Origin of the sequence: Nocardia mexicana NBRC 108244 (genome assembly GCF_001613165.1) — a bacterium.
Lineage (GTDB): Bacteria > Actinomycetota > Actinomycetes > Mycobacteriales > Mycobacteriaceae > Nocardia > Nocardia mexicana.
On sequence record NZ_BDBV01000112.1, the window covers coordinates 22,250 to 40,534 of the forward strand.

Genomic DNA, 18,285 nt, shown 5'->3' on the forward strand with positions numbered 1-18,285 from the left:
TGTCACTGTTGTGAGGCATGCTGATCACGTGTTCGATTCCCATGTCCACATCATCGATCCGCGGTTCCCGCTGATCGAGAACGAGGGCTACCTGCCGCCGCCCTACACCATCGCCGACTATCGAAAGCGCATGTCCCGCTTCGATATCGACGGTGGCGCGGTGGTCAGCGCGTCGTTCCAGGGAACCGACAGCGGCTTTCTGCGCGCGTCGCTGGCCGAGCTCGGCCCGAACTGGGTGGGCGTGATCAACCTGGATCCCGACGCGAGCGACGACGAGATCGCGGACCTGGACCGCGCGGGCGTGCGCGCACTGCGGTTCAACCTCAAGCGCGCGGCCGGGGACATCGTGGCCCTGACCATGCAGGCGCTGCGCGCGCACGACATCGCGGGCTGGCACGTCGAGCTCTACATCGACGGCTCCATGCTCGGCTCCCTGGAACCGGTGATCTCCAAACTGCCCGCATTGTCGATCGACCACATGGGCATGTCCGACGAATGCCTGCCGTACCTGCTGAACCTGGTCGACCGCGGCGCCCGCGTGAAGGCGTCCGGCTTCGGCCGCATCTCGATGAACGTGGCCTCGGCCCTGCGCCGCATCCACACGGTCAACCCCGGCGCCCTGATGTTCGGCTCCGACCTCCCCGGCACCCGCGCCGGCCGCCCGTTCCGAAACTCCGACGTCGACCTGATCGCCGACGTCACCGGCACGGACATGTACAAGGTCCTGGAAGACAACGCCCGCACCTTCTACCGCCTCCCGGTCAAAGCCCGCCCGGCCCCCGAAAACCAGCCCACCACCCGCCCGCTGCAAGTCAGCGAGCCCCCCACCCTCCGCCTGCACCGCGACGAACTACCGAAACTCCAACCGGGAGATACGATCCCACTCCCGATCATCGAGTAACCATCTCCACCAAACGCCCCGCACCGACTGTGGCCCGATACGGCGCAATTTGAGATCCGCGACAATGGCCGATGTCTGTCACGGAATGTCAGAGCCGAACAACTCCTCCAATTGGCGTAGCCCATCGCGAATCTCGCTCGACGCATTCTGGTCACCGACTTGCCGAGCAGTTTGCAGCACCGGAACTTCCTCGAACAACTGCAGTTCTCTGAGCCGGTAAGCAATATAGTCGGCATCAGGATCGTCGACACGCTGACCAAGGTTACTCAAGACGGCCGATAAACCGGCGCGTCCACCCCGACGAACGAGCACTTCTGCGACATCCTGCTCGACCGCAGTGTCTTCATCGTCGAGCAACCCGAACAAACATTCCAGCGCGGCGGGGTCAGGAAGCAACTCGCCGAGAGACCAGGCAGCAGCTCGGCGCTTCTCCCAACTCGGCGAACGTGATGCCTGAAAGGGCGACTCCGTTTCCATTCTTCCTCACTGTTCTCGATAATTACTACGGAATTTCATCCAGTGCCGCCGGACGGACATCTCGCTGCTCCCGCACGAAGACACGGCCATCGGGCGCAACATTATGATCCATCTCGACAACATGGGGTGTCTGCACCCCGGCATGGGGCCTGCCTGTCAGGTCGACACGCTTGATCCCTCGGCCGTTCTGATCGAACTGGACATAGTTTGTAATATTTCCATTTGCATCTCGCTTGACGATGTACCCGTTGGGCGGGCCGTTGTCGATGGTTATTCGCCTATCCGTAGTTGTTTGGGCGTTGTCCAGCTTTTCCCGCAACGACTTTCCCGGCGCCTTCTTCACATCGTCGCCGTGCTTCTTGACCAAGTCGATGATGCGTTGCATCTTCTGGCGGCTGGTCGCGGTGGACTTCTGGACCTTGACCGCGGTCAGCAGCTTGGCTTTTTGGACGATACCGCCGATGCGGTCGGCCCAGTTCTTGACCTTCTTCGCGATCTTGCCGGTCTTGTAGGCGGTTACCGCTGCTGCGCCGAAACCGGCCGACAGCGCGCCCGCGACCACGCTGAACACCACGGTGGTCGCGACCTCGGTCGCGATGTCCGCGGCCAAGTCCTGCAGGAGACCTTGAAGATCCGCTCGCAGTGCATCGATCGCGGTCTTCTGTTCCCGGCAAGAATTGGCGAGGTCGGCGAGGGTGGTGATCAGGTCCTCGGCGGCGGACTTCATCTCCCGGATGTCTTCGTCGATGAACTCGACCTCGGGTGCGGTAACCGCCTGGAAGTTCTGTGCGATGCCCTCCAGCTTTGCCGGTAGATTCGCTACGGCTTCGTTGGCGGCGAGTGCATTCCAGGTGTCGGCGGCGGCGAGCAGCTTGCCGGGGTCGCCGTCCGGGATCGGTATTCCGACCTTGCTCGCCAGCTCGAAACCGTCATCGACCAACCCGCTTCCCGGCCCGCCGGCCGATGGCGGCGGATTCGGGCACTCCGATCGCGCGGGCACAGCGAGCCCGGTGCCGCCGGCGCCGGTTGGCCACTGCTGGGATCGTGATCGGCCAGGGCGTAGTTGTGACCCGCTTGCTGCAGAATCCCCGCATAGTTATGGATCGCATCCGCCAATTGGCCTGCGAGGAGGTATGCGTCGCCAACGGTGGTGTCGTAGGAGGTCGCCCAATCCTTACAGGGCCCGACGCTGCCGCCCATGTCCGCCGTACCGGACATCGCCTTCATCTGCGTCACGAACGCCGCATAGAAGTCCTGCGCGGCTTGGTTGAGAGTGGTTGCGGACGAGAAGTAAACCGTCGGAACGACGTTGAACCCGGTCACGCGGACATCTACCCCCGGCCGAGCATCCGCAGATTCGCCGCTGCCGCCGAACTGTAGCGATCATGCGCTGCCCGAGCGGCCTGCTTCATCGCCGCAATCCCCTCGGCCACATCGGTGGCGCCGGCGACCCATTGCCGGAACGCTTCGGCTTGCGCATCCGCCGACTCTCCGGTCCAGTTCTGCTGGACCGTATCGATCCGCGACTGCAATCCCGACATGCTCTCGGTGAGAAACCCCCGGAAGCCTTCGAGCCTGGCCATGATCTGTTCCAGGTCGGCCAGATCCACCTGAAACGATCGCGCGTCGTCCGACACGATCCACCCCCTAGATATTCAGCGTGCTGATTGCCCGCGCCCTGGAGTCGTCCATCTCTTGGACCACCTGGCTCGTAACCCCAAGCAGTTCCGCCATCGAGGACAACGACTCGAGCACGGTGACCGCGCCCTGCTTCACTTCCTCCCAGCCAGCCCCGTAAACGTCTGCCGAACCGCCCCTCCACGCCTCCAGCAGAGTCGCAATATCGGCATCCAGTGATCGCAAACCGCTTACCAGAGAATCGGCCGTGTACTTGACGAACTGGCCGGCATCGGTCACCTCGGCCGGAACAATGGCGAACTCCGGTGCAGGCCCCTCGGGCTCCGTCATGTCGCTCCCTCCCCGACAACTGGATGGATCTCGGTCACGATACCCGGCCTTGCCCACATCGATCTCGTGGCGCATCGACTGCTTGTTCGGGCCGAGAGTGTCGTATCCAGCTGTCGGGGCCCCGGCACGGCGCGCGTCAGGACAGGTCGGGGTGTTGCATCAAATAGTCTGCGGCGGCCAACCCCACTCGGTAGGCGTTTTCGATGGAGAGGGGGAAACCTGGTGAGTAGCCGCCGGTTTCGACTGCGTCCAGGGCCTGGCCGACTGTTTGGCCGGGGTGGGGCTGGTCGAAATTGCTGGCGGTGCGGAGGTTTACGTAGCGGTCGAGCTTTCCGGCTCGCTGCAGGGCGGCGGCGGTGCCGTTGTCCTCCATCTGGGTGGTGCAGTAGCGGCCCTGGCCGTTCGAGTACAGGCCGACTATGTGGGATGCGCGGGCCGAGGCGGCGGGGCCGTTGAAGAAGTTGTCTCCGGTGGCCGTATCGCACTGCACGACAGTGGGTTTGGGAGCACCCTGCTGCTGCGGATACGCGGCCCGCGCCTGCGCGGCGTCGGGACTGTCGGCCAGCGCGACGTCCTTGGTGTTGCGGTACACCGCATCCACGAGCTTGCCGTCCAGCTCGTACGCCTGGGTGCTCGGCTTGGAATGCGGCACATAGCCGTTGGCGACGTTCGGATCATCCTGCGGCAGAACGTGATGGCCGAGATCCACATCGACCACCCAGCGCGCCCAGGCGGCGAAGCCCAGCGTCCCGGCGTCGGGCGGGGTACCGGCGATTCCGGCGGTCACGAAGTACGCGTCGTCGAAATTCAAACGCGGGCTGGCCAATACGGCGGCGGTGGACAGCGAGGCGTTCACCTTGCCCATATCCGTCACCATCATGCACAGTCCGGAGTCGTTGCAGCGCACCGGCGTTCGCACACCGTCGACGGGGATCTCGTGCGTCCACTGCTGCTTCTCGACCCAAGGCTTGGCCTCCGGGTCGAACATCGTGATGATCAGCGCCTTGACCGAAACCTTGTCATCGCCGGAGTCGCCGCTGCCGCAGCCGGTGGCGGCAACCGCCACCGCGCACGCCGTCGCCAGCAGGCCGATAGACCTGATGAACACCTGTTTCTCCCGTCGTCGTCCAACGATGCTGCTCAGACGGTAGGCATACCGCATTGCCTGGACGTAACCGGGTATTGCCGAACGGTATCGATCGGACAGCGGCGAGCGCCCCCGCCATTGACGCGGCCGCCGACCTTATTGTCATACTGACAATACCGGGCTGTGATCCGGTAGGCAGGGATCGACGACGAACCGAGGTAGGGCGTGAGCACTCCATCCACCGGCACCCGACAGGGCCCGCTCGCGGGCATCCGAGTTGTTGAACTGGCCGGTATCGGCCCCGGCCCGCACGCGGCGCTGCTGCTCGCGGACCTCGGCGCGGACGTGGTGCGGGTGCAGCGCCCCGGACAGCTGCCCGGGTTCATGGAACGGCCGCAGTGGCGCGGCCGCACCATCGTCGAGGCCGATCTGAAGGATGCGGCCGAAATCGAGAAGGTGCTGGGGCTCATCGAGAAGTCCGACGTGCTCATCGAGGGCTTCCGGCCCGGCGTCACCGAGCGCATGGGCCTGGGCCCGGACGCGGCGCTCGAGCGCAATCCGCGGCTCGTGTACGGACGCATGACCGGCTGGGGCCAGCACGGCCCGCTCGCCGACCGCGCCGGTCACGACATCAACTACATCTCCCTCACCGGCGTGCTGAACGCCATCGGCCACAAGGGCGAGCGGCCGGTGCCGCCGCTGAACATGGTCGGCGATTTCGGCGGCGGGTCCATGTTCCTGGTGTTCGGCATTCTCGCGGCGCTGGTGGAGCGGCAGAGCTCCGGTAAGGGCCAGGTCATCGACGCCGCCATGATCGACGGCGCGCTGGCGCTGTCGCACATGATCTGGGGCATGCGCGGGGTGGGCCTGTGGTCCGACGAGCGCGGCACCAACCTGCTCGACACCGGCATGGCGTTCTACGACACCTACGAGACCTCCGACGGCAAATACCTGGCGGTCGGCTGCATCGAGCCGCAATTCTACGCCGAATTCCTGAAGGGCCTGGAGATCGACCCGGAGGGCCTGCCGCACCAGATCGACCCGAACGGCCAGGACCAGCTGAAGAAGCTGTTCGCGGACCGGATCAAGACCAAGACCCGGGACGAGTGGTCGGCGGTGTTCGAGGGCACCGACGCCTGTGTCACCCCGGTCCTGACCCTCACCGAGGCCACCGAGAACGGGCACATCGCCGCGCGCGAGTCGCTGGTGGAGATCGACGGCGTCGTCCAGCACGCGCCCGCCCCGCGGTTCTCCCGCACCCCGACCGAGACTCCCACGCCGCCACCGTCGGAGGCGACGCCGATCGAGCGGGTCTGGGCGGACTGATTTCGAGCGCGGCGAACCCGCGCTGCAGGCCTTCACGCCGAGGTCGGCGGCACGGATCGGGCGCATCGAAACCCCGCCGACCTGAACGTACGTACAAATGCACGCGCACGGCGACGCCGGTTGTCGATAGCACATAGGCATCTGCGCTGGATCTGCCTGCTGCCGTTCGGCCTTCGTTCGCTCCGCGTACATTCGCTGAGGCACTAAAGTAATTCGCATGGCACGGAACTGGCCGATGATCGAACGCGGGAATGAGCTCGAGTCGATCCGCGCGGCACTCACCGGCACCGGATTCGTCGGCGCCGTGCTCACCGGCGACGCCGGCGTCGGCAAGACGACGCTGGCGCGGCAGGCAACGGCCGCGGTAGGCGGCAATATCCGGTGGGTGGCGGGGACCGAGTCCGCCCGCAGCATTCCGCTCGGTGTGTTCGCCCACATGGTGGGCGTCTACACCGCGCACGACCCGGTGACCTTCATGGCCGCCGCCCGTGAGGCGCTGCTGGCCGACGGGCACACCATCATCGGTGTCGACGACGCACACCTGCTGGACCAGCTGTCGGCGACGCTGCTGCTGCAGCTGGCCATCGACAAGGCGGCGCACATCGTGTGCACGGTGCGCAGCGGGGTCCAGGTACCGGACGCGGTGACCTCGCTGTGGAAGGACGGGCACCTGCTGCGAATCGACCTGTCCCCCTTCACCGAACGCCAGAGCGTCGAGCTCGTCGAGAATATGCTCGGCGGGCAGCTGGAGGGCTTCACCGCCAACCTCATGTGGGAGTCGTCGGGCGGAAACGCCCTGTTCCTACGGCATTTGGTGGAAGGCGCCCTGGAGGCCGGGACCCTGCGGCAGGTCAACGGGGTCTGGCAGCTGCGCGGACGGGCCGCGGTCACCTCGGAACTGGCTGCGCTGCTGGAGGATCGGGTGGAGCAGCTGCCCGAGGACGTGCTGCGGGTGCTGGAGCTGCTCACCTTCTGCGAGCCGATCGATCTGGACGTGCTGGCCGAGCTGGCCGGTGAGGAATCGGTGGAGGCGGCCGAATCCCGCGGCGTCATCAGGATTGTCGAGAACACGCACCAGCTGCTGGTCCGCTACAACCATCCGCTGTTCGGCGAGGTGATCCGGCGGCGGCTGGGCATCGCCTCCGCGCGGCGGCTGCGCGGCCGGTTGTACTCGTCGCTGCGGGAGCGGCCCATAAAGTCCGCCTCCGACCGCATCCGGCTGGCCGAATTGGCCTTGGACAGCGACAAATCCGCGGATCTGGAGCTGTTCGAGGCGGCGGCCGCCGACGCGATCGGGCTGGCCAACATCCCGCTCGGCGAGCGGTTCGCCCGCGCGGCGGTGGAGCGCCGCGGCGGTGTCGAATCCGCCGACCTGCTCGCCCGCGCCCTGCTGTACCAGGGGCACCGCATCGAGGCCGAGCGCACCCTGGCCAGCTTCGACCCCGACCAGCTCAACGAGCTGCAGCTGGTCCGGTGGGGCAGCACCCGGGTCTCGAACCTGTTGTGGTCCATGGGCGATGCCGACCGCGCCGACGAGGTGCTGGCGCTGGTGCAGAGCAAGGTGTCGCATCCGAAGCTGCAATTGACGTTGCAGGGCTTGGCATCCGCGTGCGCGGTCAACGAAAACCGCTTGGAGGACGCGTTCCTCGACGCCGAACAGGTGATGTCGGACTCCGAATCGCCGCCGTGGGCCGTGTGGTGGGCCTCGTTCGGCGGCGGCCTGGCGCTGGCGCTGATGGGCCGCGGCGAGGCCGCCCGCAAGTATGCCGCGCGAGGGCACGAGGTCGAATCCCATATCGACGGCCTGAACCGCTTCATGTCCGCGCACGCCGAGGTGCTGGCGCTCACCTTCACCGGCGACCTGGAATCCGCACGGCACGGCGCCTCGGCGTATTTCGGCTACTCGTCGCCCGGGCAGTACCTGGCGTGGGGGTTGTCGAAGATCCTGCAGGGCACGGTCGACGTGGCCCAGGGACGCTTCCCGGACGGTGTGGAGAACCTCGAGCAGGCCCTGGCCGCGCTCACCGCCGAGGGCGCCGCCGCCTGGATGTTCCCCGCGAGAGTCCGTCTGGCCGAGGCGTATTCGGCGCTGGGGCGCGCCGCCGAGGCCAAGGAGGTCATCTCCGAGGCCGATCGCCGCGGCGGGCGGCACTCCGCGGTGTACGAACCCCAACTCGATATCGCCCGTGCCTGGCAGGCCGCGGCCGAGGGCACCGTCACCCCCGCGGTCCGGCTCGCCATCGCCGCCGCCGATGCCGCGGCGCGGTCCAACCAGCACGCCATCGAGGCGATGGCACTGCACACCGCCGCGCGATTCGGCGACCACACGGTCGCCGGTCGGCTCGCCGATATCGCGGCCCGGATCGACGGGCGACTGGTGCAGGCCCAGGCCCGGCACGCGGTCGCCGTCGCCTCCAACGACGGGCCCGGATTGGACACCGCCGCAGCGGAATTCGAGCAGCTCGGCGCCATGCTGTCGGCCGCGGACGCGGCGGCTCAGGCCGCGTCGGCGCACGAGCGCTCCGGCGATCGGCGCCGGCTGCTGGAGTCGGCCGCGACCGCGAACCGGCTGGCCGCGGCCTGCGGCGGGGCCAGCACACCGGCGCTGCGACAGTCCGCACAGCCGCTGCCGCTGACCGCGCGCGAACGCGAGATCGCCAACCTGGTCGCGGCGGGACTGACGAACCGGCAGATCGCCGACCGGCTCACCGTGTCGGTGCGGACGGTGGAGGGGCATCTCTACCGGGCGTGCATCAAGCTCGATGTCACCGATCGGGAGGCGCTCGCCGAGCTCATGCGCGGCGAGCCACCCAAGGGCAAACAGCGCAACTGACGCCGATAGCGGGCAGGAATCGATAAAGCGGCCGACTGGGTGATTTTTCAACCATTCGGCCGCTTTCCTGTGTACTGAATCACATCGATTTGCATTTTATAGTTATCAAACAGTTACCATCGCTTCTGCGCGTGACCGCCCTGGTCACCGGGGGTCTGTTCCCGATCACGGGGGATCTGCTTCACATCGAGAATTTTCCTAGGCAGGTGTGTCGACGTGGCTCGTCGAGTAGTGAATTCCGGCGTGCCGCGGCGCGCGATAGCCCTCGGCGCCATCCCGCTCGCGCTCGCGGTGGCGTGCTCCACCGGCACCGACCAGCAGGCGGCGGTCGGAGCGGGCGGCGCCCCGTCGTCCACCGGCACGATCGCTCCGCAGCGGCCCACCACGCCACGGCAGCCCGATGCGGCCGTCCCGCCGGGCGCCGACCACGTGGCGCCGGAGCCCGCCACCTCCAGCCCGGTGCAGCCCGGCGTGGTCCTGCCTCCCTCCGACCATCTCGCGCTTCCGCGCCCGAGCGCCGTGCAGCCCGGCGTAACCACGCCCCGGGTCGTCCCGCCCGCGCCGCCCGGCGCCGATTACGCTGTCCCGCAGAGCTTCCGGCCGATTCCCCGGACCGAGGCGGCCCCGGCGATCAACTTCCAGAACCTGCACGCGCCGACCCCGGTGGAGCCGGTCGCCCCGATCGCACCGCCGCCCCGCACCCTGCGCGTGGGCGCCTTCACCACCCCGGTCCCCGACGACGTTCCCAACGACATCCTCGACCCCGCCAACAGCGCCGCCGCGGGCACCGAGGCGGCCATCGCCACCGGCCTCAACTCGGTCGGCATCAACGCCAGCCGCTCCGACAAGATCGCGGGGCTGACGGTGGCGGGCGCCGTCGGCGGTGCCGCCGTGGGCGCGGCCGCCCTCGGGATCCCCGCCGCCGCCATCGGTGCCGTGCCCGGCGCCGTGGTCGGTGCCGGAGTCGGCGCCGCGACGGGCGGAATCATCGGCGCTGTCGTGGGGACGCCGGGCAGTCCCGCCGGAATGACCGCCGGCGCCGCTGGCGGTGCGCTGATCGGAACAGGCGTCGGCGCCGCTGCCGGTGCCGCCACAGGGGCTGCCCTGACTGGTATCCCGGCAGCCGTCGTCGGTGGAGCAGTCGGTGGTGCCGTCGGCGGCGCTGCCGGAACGGCCTTCGGCGCCGCCGTCTGACCCAGCGCAGCAAAGGTTTGTCATGAACACAGTCCTACGCACGACTACCACTGCAGCGCGTCGCACACCCGGCACGAACGCCGTACCGGGAGCGCGAACCATGCTCCGGGCCACCGCGATCTTCCTGGCAGCGGGCGCCTGCAGTCTTCTAGGCCTGCATCAGGCATCCGCGACGCCGCCGATCCCCAGCTCCGAACCGTCCGGTGCGATCCGGATGGATCTCGCACCGGGCGAGTGGTGGATGTGCCAGGGGGTGGGTGTTCAGCCGCCGTACGTGCAATTCGCACCTGGCTATTACCAATTCGAGCAGGGACCGAATCCGGTCTATTTGCGATTCACCCCGGGCGCCGATGTCTGGGTCACCTGCATGGGCACGGGACTGCCGCTGCTCTACTACGGTCCGATCGTCAAGGCGGGCGAGTAGTCACCCCAGACTCCCCCGCACACCGGGCAGATTCGAGGTTTGAAGTGGTGGATCGGAGGGAAAGAGCCCGCTACGATCTGGTCTGGCGACAGACCGTCGCCGGTTGGTCATCGGATCGGTGAGGGTGGTACTCCGACGTGATTCGTCGTAATCGGAACGTGCGGGCGGGGATTCGGGTCGTACTGGCGGTACTGCCACTGGCTGTCGGGTTGAGTTGTGCCGCCGTGGCGGCGGCCGCGCCGGGGCCCGTGCAGCCGGGTGTGGTCATGCCGAATCAGCCCGCCGAACCGGAGGCGGAGGCCGATCTGCGTGCCGCGGCGCCCCAGAACAGCGCTCCGGCACCACGTTCCGCGCCGAAGCCCGCGCCGCCGAAGCCGGAAAAGCCTGCGGAGCCCCAGGTCCCGGAGCCGCGCACCGTGCGGATCGGCGAGTTCAGCGCCCCCGTCCCCGAGGCCGTCCCGAACGAGGTGGTCGACGGCGTCAACCGCACCACAGAGGGCATCCAGAACGCCCTCGTTCCCAACCCCGCGCCGCAGCCCGAGAAGTAGTCCGCGCCGAACGAACGCCGGAATGCACTGCGCGTCAGGCGTTCCGGCGCTCGTTCGCGCAGGCTCAGAACAGCATCGGCTCGCCGAAGCCCGGCGTGCATTCGATCCCGAGCAGGCGCTCCTTCGTGGTGAGGCCGCCGGGGGCGGAGAAGCCGTGCAGGGCGTGGTCGGCGGCCAGCACCCGGTGGCACGGCACGATGAGCGGAATCGGATTGCGGCCCAACGCCTGACCGACCGCCTGGGCGGCGCCGGGAGCCCCGATCCGCTCGGCGACCTCGCCGTAGCTGAGCGTGTGGCCGGGATCGATCGCCCTGGTCACCTCGTATACGGCGCGATGGAATTCCGGACTCCCGCCCTGGTCCAGCGCGATCCACCGCAGGTCGTCGAGGCTTCCCGAGAGGTGCGCGCGGACGCCGGCGATCGCCTCCGCGATCTGCCCGGTCGGCTCGGCCTCGCGCACGCCCGAGCCGCGACGCAGCAGGCGGGACCGGGTTGCGGCCGCGGTGGGCTCCGGCAGCATGAAGCGCTGGACCCCGACATCGGTCCACACGATCGCGCAGGTACCGATCGCGGTGTCGAAGAGCGCCGCCGCGGCGAGGCGGTCCGGATCTTGCATACGGTCAGTGTGCACGGTGGGACCGACAATTCCCGGCGACCCGGTCCAGCCCATCAGAACTGGACTGCTCCACGCCCGATGCCGCACGCCGATTGCGGCCTGCGGTCCGCCTCCCGGCTCCGGTTCACCTCCGACTCGCCATGTACCCGGGTCGCGGTCGCTTCCGATTCGCGATGCGCCCGGGTCACGGCCGCCTCCGACTCCCGATGCGCCCGGATCGCGACCAACTCCGAATACTGGCGCCGATCGTCGTAGTACGACAGCGACCAGTCGGACATCGGCGCGTGCGGACGGTATCGCTCGAGCAGCTCGGCGGCCCGCTGGCCGCGCGTGGGCGCAAAGCGGTACACGATCGCCGCGAAGATCACGACGACTGCGAGGGAAGCGATGAAGGAGACCATGGGACCAGCGTGCGGCCATCTGGACCCGGATTAAATATCCACACGCCCATAACTGGCCTTTGATAGACGGAGGTTCGGTGTCCTGGTGCAATACCGCCCGGGCTCACGCGCGAGTTGAGGGCCAATTTCGCAGACTGGCATCTCCCGATACTCGACCGAATACGACTCGCCCCAGTCCGTCAGCGAGTGTCGCGCCCGCAGCGTCGCCTGCCGGAATGCCCCGCGCTCACCGGGCCGAGGCGCGTAGATACGAAGGGTTGCGGCCGTCACCACGACGACCACCCCGAGCAGGAGAAGTGCAGTCATAGGTGCAGTGTGCACCCCATCTGGACTTGAAATACATAGCCAGCGTCGCAATACTGGCCCCTATGGCGACACGTGTGATCAGCGCGGCCACCCTGACCCGCGATCTGGGCCGGTGGCGGCACGAGGACTCCGAGCCGGACGGCGCCCGGCGGACCTCGCGTCCGGCCTATCTCGCACTGGCGGAGAGCATCCGGCTGCTGATCCACGACGGCCGAGCCCCGCTGGGTGTCGCGCTGCCGAGCGAGCGCGACCTGGCCACCACCCTCGGCGTCAGCCGCACCACGGTCACCTCCGCGTATTCGCTGCTGCGCGAGAACGGATACCTGATCAGTCGGCAGGGGTCGCGCAGCACCGTCGCGCTGCCGTCCACCGTCAAGCACGACGGCACCAAACCGGCCCGCAGCATTCTCGCGATGATGCCGCCGTCCGAGGTGCCGACCATCGACATGACCTACGCCGCGATGTCCGCGCCTCCGGAGATGAGCGAGGCGTATTCGATTGCGCTGCAGGGTCTTCCGATCTACCTCGGGACGCACGGCATGGACCCGGTCGGCGTGCTGCCGCTGCGCGAGGCGATCGCGCGGCGCTACACCGAGCGCGGGCTGCCCACCGACCCGGACCAGATCCTGGTCACCCTCGGCGCCCAGCACGGGCTGCGGCTGCTGCTCAACGTGCTCACCGCGCCCGCCGAGCGGGTGCTGATCGACCATCCCAGCTACCCGAACGCGATCGAGGCGATCCGCGACGTCGGCGCCCGGCCGGTGCCGGTGCCGCTGCGGCCGGAACAGCCCGGCGCCGGCTGGGACCTGGACGGAATCCGCAGTGCCGCACGGCAAACCGCGGCCAGTACCGCCTACCTGGTGCCCGACTTCAACAACCCGACGGGCCTGCTGATGACGGCGGAGGGGCGGGCCGAACTGGCCGCCATCGCCCGGGAGACCCGGATGACGGTGATCGTCGACGAATCCATGGCGGATCTGCAGCTGGACGGCGAAACCCCGCCCCCCGCTGCGGCTTTCGCGCGCGGCCCGGAGATCGTGTCGATCGGCTCGGCCTCGAAGTCGTTCTGGGGCGGCCTGCGCGTGGGCTGGGTGCGAGCGAACCAGTCGCTGATCACCAAGCTGCTGGGCACCCGCTCGACGGTCGACCTGGGCACCCCGGTGATGGATCAGCTGGCCACCACGTACCTGCTCGAACATGCCGATACGATCCTGGACCGCCGCCGCGACCAGCTGCGCGTCCGGCGCGCGGCGCTGCTGGACGCCCTGGCCGAGGAGCTGCCCGACTGGCAGGCGGTCACCGGCGCGGGCGGTATGTCGCTGTGGGTCCAGTTGCCCACCCCGGTCTCGACCGCGCTCGCCGCAACGGCCCCGAACCACGGCGTATTACTCGCCGCCGGACCACGTTTCGGCGTTCAGGGCGCCTTCGAACGCTTCATCCGCCTCCCCTTCACCCAGGAGGAGCCGGACCTCCGCCTCGGAGTCAAGGCCATCACCGCCACCTACACCGCCCTCACCCCCCACTCCGCCGACCCCCTCACCCCCTTCACCTGCTACTGACCCCCCGCACACCACACCTCACGCACCCCGCGCGTGCTCACGCACCCCGTACAAGCGCTGGAACGGGGTGCGTGAGCCAACGCGGGGTGCGTGAAGTGCGCACCCGCGGCGTCACCCGCTACTGACCCCCGGCCTGCCCTGCGCACACCGAAACTCACGCACCCCGCGCATGCTCGCGCACCCTGTACACGTTGCTGGAAGGGGTGCGTGAATCAATGCGGGGTGCGTGAGTTTCGGGGTGCGACGAGGGTTCGAGTGGCCTCCGGTCTCGCCTCAGCTGTTACACAGTCGCGGGTGACGCGACGCGGGCGAGATAGTCGCGAACCGGCCCCGGGTCGGTGGCGACGACGCCGATGTATCCGTCGGGGCGGATGAGGATCAGCGTGCCCGGCCCATCGGGTGAGATGCTGTAGTTGCGGAATGCCTCACCGGCCCTATCGGCGATCGCGAAACCCGATGCACTCGTGAGGGTTTCGATTCGATAAGCGTGCACGTCCACACCGGCCATACCAGCCGGGACGTCCGCGCCGAACGCCAGCAGAGTGAAGTGCGGGCCCCGGAAAAGATCGTGCAGCCGTGTATCACCGCAGTGCGCGTCCGGCGCTCGATCGCCCGCCCGTACGGTTCCCGGTTCGGAGGCCGGACCTACACGCTCAGCGGGCCGCGAGCGCTGCCCCCTGGCGAGCAGACCGAGATCCTCGGTGCGATCGTCCACAGCCAGCGGACCGCCTCGATAGTTGAGGCGCAGCTGGAAGATGTCGGGCGCCTCCACCGGCTCGTCCGGCCGCGCCTCGCGAAAGCTCCTGTGGTGCAACCGAGTCGATACCCCGAGCACCTCCGCGGCCACCGGAAACCGTTCGGCTTCATAGGTGTCCAGCAGTGCGTCCGAACCGCCACCGAGCACGGTGGCAAGCTTCCAGCCCAGGTTGTAGGCGTCCTGCACGCTGGTGTTCAGGCCCTGACCGCTGGCCGAGGAATGGGTGTGCGCGGCATCCCCGGCGAGCAACACCCGGCCGACGCGGAACCGATCCACCATGCGGGCGTTCACCCGGTACAGCGAGGCCCAGCGCAGGTCGGTGAGCGCGATATCGGCTCGGCCGGAACGCTCGTCGAGCAGCTTCTGTATCGATTCGACCGTCAACTCGGGGACATCGTCGGTGGCGACGGTCGCGACGAACTGGTAGTAGTCGGTGCCGGGCAGGGACCACAGCGAAAAGCGTTCCGTCACATCGCCGGTGGTCAGAATGTGGCAGTAGGTGCCCGAAAGTCCCTCGGCGCGAACGTCTCCGATCAGCGTCCGCTCGGTCTCGAACGTCTCGCCCTCGAAACCGACCCCGAGCCGTTTGCGCACGAGGCTGCGCCCGCCGTCGGCGCCGACGAGATACCGGGCGCGGACCCGCTCGCGCCTTCCCGCATGCTCGAGTACCGCAGTCACACCCTCCGCGTCCTGCTCGAAATCGACCATCTCCGTGGAGAATTCGACACTGCCGCCCAATTCCTCGAAGCGGTCGCGCAGGATCCGGTCGGTCCGCCACTGCGGCAGCAGCCAGATATCGGGATACGGGACACCCACCCCGGGATCGGGACGGCGCACTCCGAGCATCCGGTGCACCGTGCGCGTCCACTGCACCTCCGTCCCCCGGTACATCCGAAAGTCCGGGAACGGCGCGCCCGCCTCCAGCACCGCATCGATCACGCCCAGGTCGTCGAAGACCTCGAGGGTCCTGGGCTGCAGGCCTTTTCCGCGCGAGCCGGGAAACAGCGCGGGGGCCTTGTCCACGATCCGGCAGGCGATGCCGCGGCGGGCCAGATCGCACGCCAGCGTCAGGCCGGTCGGACCGGCACCGGCGATCAACACGGGCAGTTCGGATGTCATCAGGGGTTCCTGTCCGGAAAGCTGCGGGTGAGCAGCGGCATGAGCAGCTCGTCGACCAGGTCGGCGAGGAATTCGGTGTCCACCGGATCGCCGAGAAACATCCGATGCATGATCTGCGCCTCCGAAACCCGGTGGGCGCGAACGGGTTCGGTCTCCTCCGGGAGTTCCCCGCGGGCCACGGCGCGCGACACGATGACGCAGAACGGCCCCAGATCCTCGTCGGCCACATGGGCTTTCAGCGCGCGGGCCAGTTCGGGATCGACCCGCATGGCGTGCATCAGTCCGGTGATCATCGTGACGTACCGCTCGTCGACCTGCGCGCACAGCTCGGTCAGCGCAGCCAGTAGATCGCCGCGCAGCGTGCCGGTATCGGGGACATCGGCGGCGTAGGCGGCATCGTGCGCATCCATCGCCGCCTTCACCAGCGCGGGCTTCCCCTTCCAGCGCCGGTAGATGGTGGCCTTGCTCGCCTGCGCCCGAGCCGCGACGGCATCCATCGTCAGCGCCGCGTATCCGACCTCACCGAGCAGGTCGTACGTCGCGGACAGGATCGCCTCCTCGCGCTCTACGCCACGAGCCATACACCCTCCAAGTAAACGAAACGGTTTCGTACACTTCTACGCGCCCACAAACTCCCCCGTCAAGACCAAAATACTCATTCCCGCATGCTTTCGGCCGGAATCCACCACGACTCCCCGGCCAAAAGCATGCAGGGGATGCGGTGAAGTGGGCGCGCCCGGAATGTGACGGACGAAGCGCGCCCAGGGACGCGACGGACGGAGCACGCCCAGGGACGCGAGGGACGGAGCACGCGAGGGACGCGACGGACGGAGCACGCGAGGTACGTAGCGGCCCAAGCACGTCCGGGACGCGACGGACGAAGCACACCCGGGACCCGACGGACGCACCGCGTCCGGGATGCGATGGACGGAGCGCCCAGGACGCGATGGACGGAGCGGCCAGGACGCGATGGACGGTGCGCGCCGGGGACGGGGGCTAGCCCAGGACGTCGTGGCGGACGATGGTTTCGTCGCGGCCGGGGCCGACGCCGATGCAGGAGATGCGGGAGCCGGACAGCTCCTCCAGGCGCAGCACGTAGGCCTGGGCGTTGGCCGGGAGGTCCTCGAAGGTCCGGGCGCCGGAGATGTCCTCCCACCAGCCGGGCATCTCCTCGTAGATGGGCTTGGCGTGGTGGAACTCGGTCTGGGTGGTCGGCATCTGCTCGACCCGCTCGCCGTCGATCTCGTAGGCGACGCATATCGGCACCCGGTCCAGGCTCGACAGCACGTCCAGCTTGGTGAGGAAGTAGTCGGTGATGCCGTTGACGCGGGTGGCGTAGCGGGCGATGACCGCGTCGAACCAGCCGGTGCGGCGGGAGCGTCCGGTCGTCACGCCGACCTCGCCGCCGGTCTTGGCCAGGTATTCGCCGGACTGGTCGAACAGCTCGGTCGGGAACGGCCCGGAGCCGACGCGGGTGGTGTACGCCTTGAGGATGCCGAGCACGGCGCCGATCCGGTTGGGCCCGATGCCCGAACCGACGGCGGCGCCACCGGAAGTCGGGTTCGACGAGGTCACGTAGGGGTAGGTGCCGTGGTCGACGTCGAGCAGCGTGCCCTGCGACCCCTCCAGCAGCACGGTCTCGCCGCCCTCCAGCGCCTGGTTGAGCAGCAGCCGGGTGTCGCTGATGCGGTGCTTGAATCCCTCGGCCTGGGTGAGCACCTCGTCGACCACCTGCTGCGGGTCCAGCGCGCGGCGGTTGTAGATCTTCACCAGCACCTGGTTCTTGAATTCCAGCGCGGCCTCGACCTTCTGGGTGAGGATCTTCTCGTCCAGCAGGTCGGCGATCCGGACGCCGACGCGCGCGACCTTGTCCTGGTAGCAGGGCCCGATGCCGCGACCGGTGGTGCCGATCTTCTTGTTGCCCAGGAAACGCTCGGTGACCTTATCGATGGCCACGTGGTACGGCATGATCAGGTGCGCGTCGGCGGAGAGCAGCAGCCGCGAGGTGTCCACGCCGCGCTCCTCGAGCCCGGCCAGCTCGTCCAGCAGCACGCCCGGATCGACGACCACGCCATTGCCGATGACGTTGGTCACACCGGGACTCAGGATGCCCGAGGGGATCAGGTGCAGGGCGAAATTGTCGCCATTGGGCAGCACCACTGTGTGCCCGGCATTGTTGCCGCCCTGATAGCGGACCACCCATTGGACTCGACCGCCGAGCAGATCGGTAGCTTTGCCCTTACCCTCGTCGCCCCATTGGGCGCCGATCAGGACGATTGCCGGCATGTGGAATCTCCTACGGTTTCGACACGCAGCATCCCCGATGCTGCAGCTACCTGCCGTTTCCGAGGCGGTGGCCGGAGGCACAGTCTAGTGGATGCCGTCATCGCCACCCGGGACCCGACCAGGCAGTTGTGGCCCGGAGCACACCCCCGAACCGGATGCCTATCGCGACAACACTTTTCGCGCGACGACGACACGCCCCCGAACCCGATGCACCGCCGCGATCACGCGAGAAGACCCCGGTTGTAGAAATCCACGAAATTCTCCCCCCGATCAGCAAGCGGCACATGGAGAAACCTGCAGTAATCCGGGAACGCCCCAAACTACGACAACTCCAGCCAATCGAGCCGACTCCAGCCAACCACGAGACGCACACCACGAATTCGACAACGAGCCGCACACCGCCAGCACCTATAGCAATGCGACGAAGGAGCGAGCCGAAACCCCACAGCAGAGCGCCTCCGTACCCTGCCAACCCCCGGCCGC

17 protein-coding genes are annotated in these 18,285 nt (G+C 68.0%); 7 read left to right on the forward strand and 10 right to left on the reverse strand.

The genetic code is table 11. The features are described 5' to 3' along the window. Positions 1-28: 28 nt before the first annotated feature. On the forward strand, positions 29-901 hold the full coding sequence (locus tag NM1_RS35720) for an amidohydrolase family protein (protein WP_068030711.1): 873 nt from the start codon (positions 29-31) through the stop codon (positions 899-901). A gap of 78 nt (positions 902-979) precedes the next feature. Here the strand turns inward: NM1_RS35720 and NM1_RS35725 are convergent, their stop codons facing one another. The 5 genes from NM1_RS35725 to NM1_RS35745 all read right to left on the reverse strand — a co-directional run bounded on the left by NM1_RS35725 (position 980) and on the right by NM1_RS35745 (position 4,454). Then, positions 980-1,378 carry a HEAT repeat domain-containing protein gene (locus NM1_RS35725; protein ID WP_068030712.1) on the reverse strand — a complete coding sequence of 133 codons (399 nt, stop codon included), beginning with the start codon at positions 1,376-1,378 and terminating at the stop codon, positions 980-982. A gap of 25 nt (positions 1,379-1,403) precedes the next feature. After that, positions 1,404-2,318, reverse strand: a complete 915-nt coding sequence (locus NM1_RS35730) for a polymorphic toxin type 24 domain-containing protein (protein WP_068030717.1) — start codon at positions 2,316-2,318, stop codon at positions 1,404-1,406. Between the two features lie 391 nt (positions 2,319-2,709). After that, positions 2,710-3,015, reverse strand: coding sequence for a WXG100 family type VII secretion target (locus tag NM1_RS35735; protein WP_147289056.1), 306 nt, complete (start codon positions 3,013-3,015; stop codon positions 2,710-2,712). A 10-nt stretch (positions 3,016-3,025) separates the two neighbouring features. Then, positions 3,026-3,346: a WXG100 family type VII secretion target gene (locus NM1_RS35740; RefSeq protein ID WP_068030720.1), complete on the reverse strand. Its 321-nt coding sequence runs from the start codon at positions 3,344-3,346 to the stop codon at positions 3,026-3,028. Positions 3,347-3,482: 136 nt separating this feature from the next. Continuing rightward, complete coding sequence (locus tag NM1_RS35745) at positions 3,483-4,454, reverse strand: purine-nucleoside phosphorylase (protein ID WP_068030765.1); 972 nt, start codon at positions 4,452-4,454, stop codon at positions 3,483-3,485. 204 nt (positions 4,455-4,658) lie between these two features. Here NM1_RS35745 and NM1_RS35750 point away from each other — a divergent pair, with 204 nt between their 5' ends. From NM1_RS35750 to NM1_RS35770, 5 genes are all read left to right on the forward strand, one after another. Further along, complete coding sequence (locus NM1_RS35750; protein WP_068030722.1) at positions 4,659-5,759, forward strand: CaiB/BaiF CoA transferase family protein; 1,101 nt, start codon at positions 4,659-4,661, stop codon at positions 5,757-5,759. Between the two features lie 217 nt (positions 5,760-5,976). Further along, positions 5,977-8,592: a helix-turn-helix transcriptional regulator gene (locus tag NM1_RS35755; RefSeq protein WP_068030726.1), complete on the forward strand. Its 2,616-nt coding sequence runs from the start codon at positions 5,977-5,979 to the stop codon at positions 8,590-8,592. Between the two features lie 216 nt (positions 8,593-8,808). Further along, positions 8,809-9,786 carry a hypothetical protein gene (locus NM1_RS35760; protein ID WP_084520366.1) on the forward strand — a complete coding sequence of 326 codons (978 nt, stop codon included), beginning with the start codon at positions 8,809-8,811 and terminating at the stop codon, positions 9,784-9,786. Between the two features lie 100 nt (positions 9,787-9,886). Then, positions 9,887-10,210, forward strand: coding sequence for a hypothetical protein (locus NM1_RS42760; protein WP_147289057.1), 324 nt, complete (start codon positions 9,887-9,889; stop codon positions 10,208-10,210). Between the two features lie 137 nt (positions 10,211-10,347). Continuing rightward, complete coding sequence (locus tag NM1_RS35770) at positions 10,348-10,758, forward strand: hypothetical protein (RefSeq protein ID WP_147289058.1); 411 nt, start codon at positions 10,348-10,350, stop codon at positions 10,756-10,758. A gap of 64 nt (positions 10,759-10,822) precedes the next feature. Here NM1_RS35770 and NM1_RS35775 read toward each other — a convergent pair whose 3' ends face one another. Together NM1_RS35775 and NM1_RS35780 are read right to left on the reverse strand one after the other, a co-directional pair. Continuing rightward, positions 10,823-11,374 (reverse strand): methylated-DNA--[protein]-cysteine S-methyltransferase, encoded by a 552-nt coding sequence (locus NM1_RS35775; protein ID WP_068030768.1) that lies wholly within the window; start codon positions 11,372-11,374, stop codon positions 10,823-10,825. A gap of 53 nt (positions 11,375-11,427) precedes the next feature. Next, on the reverse strand, positions 11,428-11,775 hold the full coding sequence (locus NM1_RS35780; protein WP_068030737.1) for a hypothetical protein: 348 nt from the start codon (positions 11,773-11,775) through the stop codon (positions 11,428-11,430). Between the two features lie 368 nt (positions 11,776-12,143). Here NM1_RS35780 and yczR point away from each other — a divergent pair, with 368 nt between their 5' ends. Beyond that, positions 12,144-13,640 (forward strand): MocR-like transcription factor YczR, encoded by a 1,497-nt coding sequence (gene yczR, locus NM1_RS35785; RefSeq protein ID WP_068030739.1) that lies wholly within the window; start codon positions 12,144-12,146, stop codon positions 13,638-13,640. A 280-nt stretch (positions 13,641-13,920) separates the two neighbouring features. Here the strand turns inward: yczR and NM1_RS35790 are convergent, their stop codons facing one another. The 3 genes from NM1_RS35790 to NM1_RS35800 all read right to left on the reverse strand — a co-directional run bounded on the left by NM1_RS35790 (position 13,921) and on the right by NM1_RS35800 (position 17,802). Continuing rightward, positions 13,921-15,504 carry an FAD-dependent monooxygenase gene (locus tag NM1_RS35790; RefSeq protein WP_174556948.1) on the reverse strand — a complete coding sequence of 528 codons (1,584 nt, stop codon included), beginning with the start codon at positions 15,502-15,504 and terminating at the stop codon, positions 13,921-13,923. Positions 15,505-15,515: 11 nt separating this feature from the next. Continuing rightward, a complete protein-coding gene (locus NM1_RS35795; protein ID WP_068030745.1) occupies positions 15,516-16,097 on the reverse strand; it encodes a TetR/AcrR family transcriptional regulator in 582 nt (193 codons plus the stop codon). 415 nt (positions 16,098-16,512) lie between these two features. Beyond that, on the reverse strand, positions 16,513-17,802 hold the full coding sequence (locus NM1_RS35800; RefSeq protein ID WP_068030749.1) for an adenylosuccinate synthase: 1,290 nt from the start codon (positions 17,800-17,802) through the stop codon (positions 16,513-16,515). Positions 17,803-18,285 lie beyond the last annotated feature (483 nt).

Excerpts from the sequence above, each read along its gene's own strand:
- NM1_RS35725 (WP_068030712.1), bottom strand. The coding sequence starts at position 1,378 with ATGGAAACGGAGTCGCCCTTTCAGGCATCACGTTCGCCGAGTTGGGAG.
- NM1_RS35740 (WP_068030720.1), bottom strand. The coding sequence starts at position 3,346 with ATGACGGAGCCCGAGGGGCCTGCACCGGAGTTCGCCATTGTTCCGGCC.
- NM1_RS35755 (WP_068030726.1), top strand. The coding sequence starts at position 5,977 with ATGGCACGGAACTGGCCGATGATCGAACGCGGGAATGAGCTCGAGTCG.
- NM1_RS42760 (WP_147289057.1), top strand. The coding sequence starts at position 9,887 with ATGCTCCGGGCCACCGCGATCTTCCTGGCAGCGGGCGCCTGCAGTCTT.
- NM1_RS35775 (WP_068030768.1), bottom strand. The coding sequence starts at position 11,374 with ATGCAAGATCCGGACCGCCTCGCCGCGGCGGCGCTCTTCGACACCGCG.
- NM1_RS35780 (WP_068030737.1), bottom strand. The coding sequence starts at position 11,775 with ATGGTCTCCTTCATCGCTTCCCTCGCAGTCGTCGTGATCTTCGCGGCG.
- yczR (WP_068030739.1), top strand. The coding sequence starts at position 12,144 with ATGGCGACACGTGTGATCAGCGCGGCCACCCTGACCCGCGATCTGGGC.
- NM1_RS35795 (WP_068030745.1), bottom strand. The coding sequence starts at position 16,097 with ATGGCTCGTGGCGTAGAGCGCGAGGAGGCGATCCTGTCCGCGACGTAC.
- NM1_RS35800 (WP_068030749.1), bottom strand. The coding sequence starts at position 17,802 with ATGCCGGCAATCGTCCTGATCGGCGCCCAATGGGGCGACGAGGGTAAG.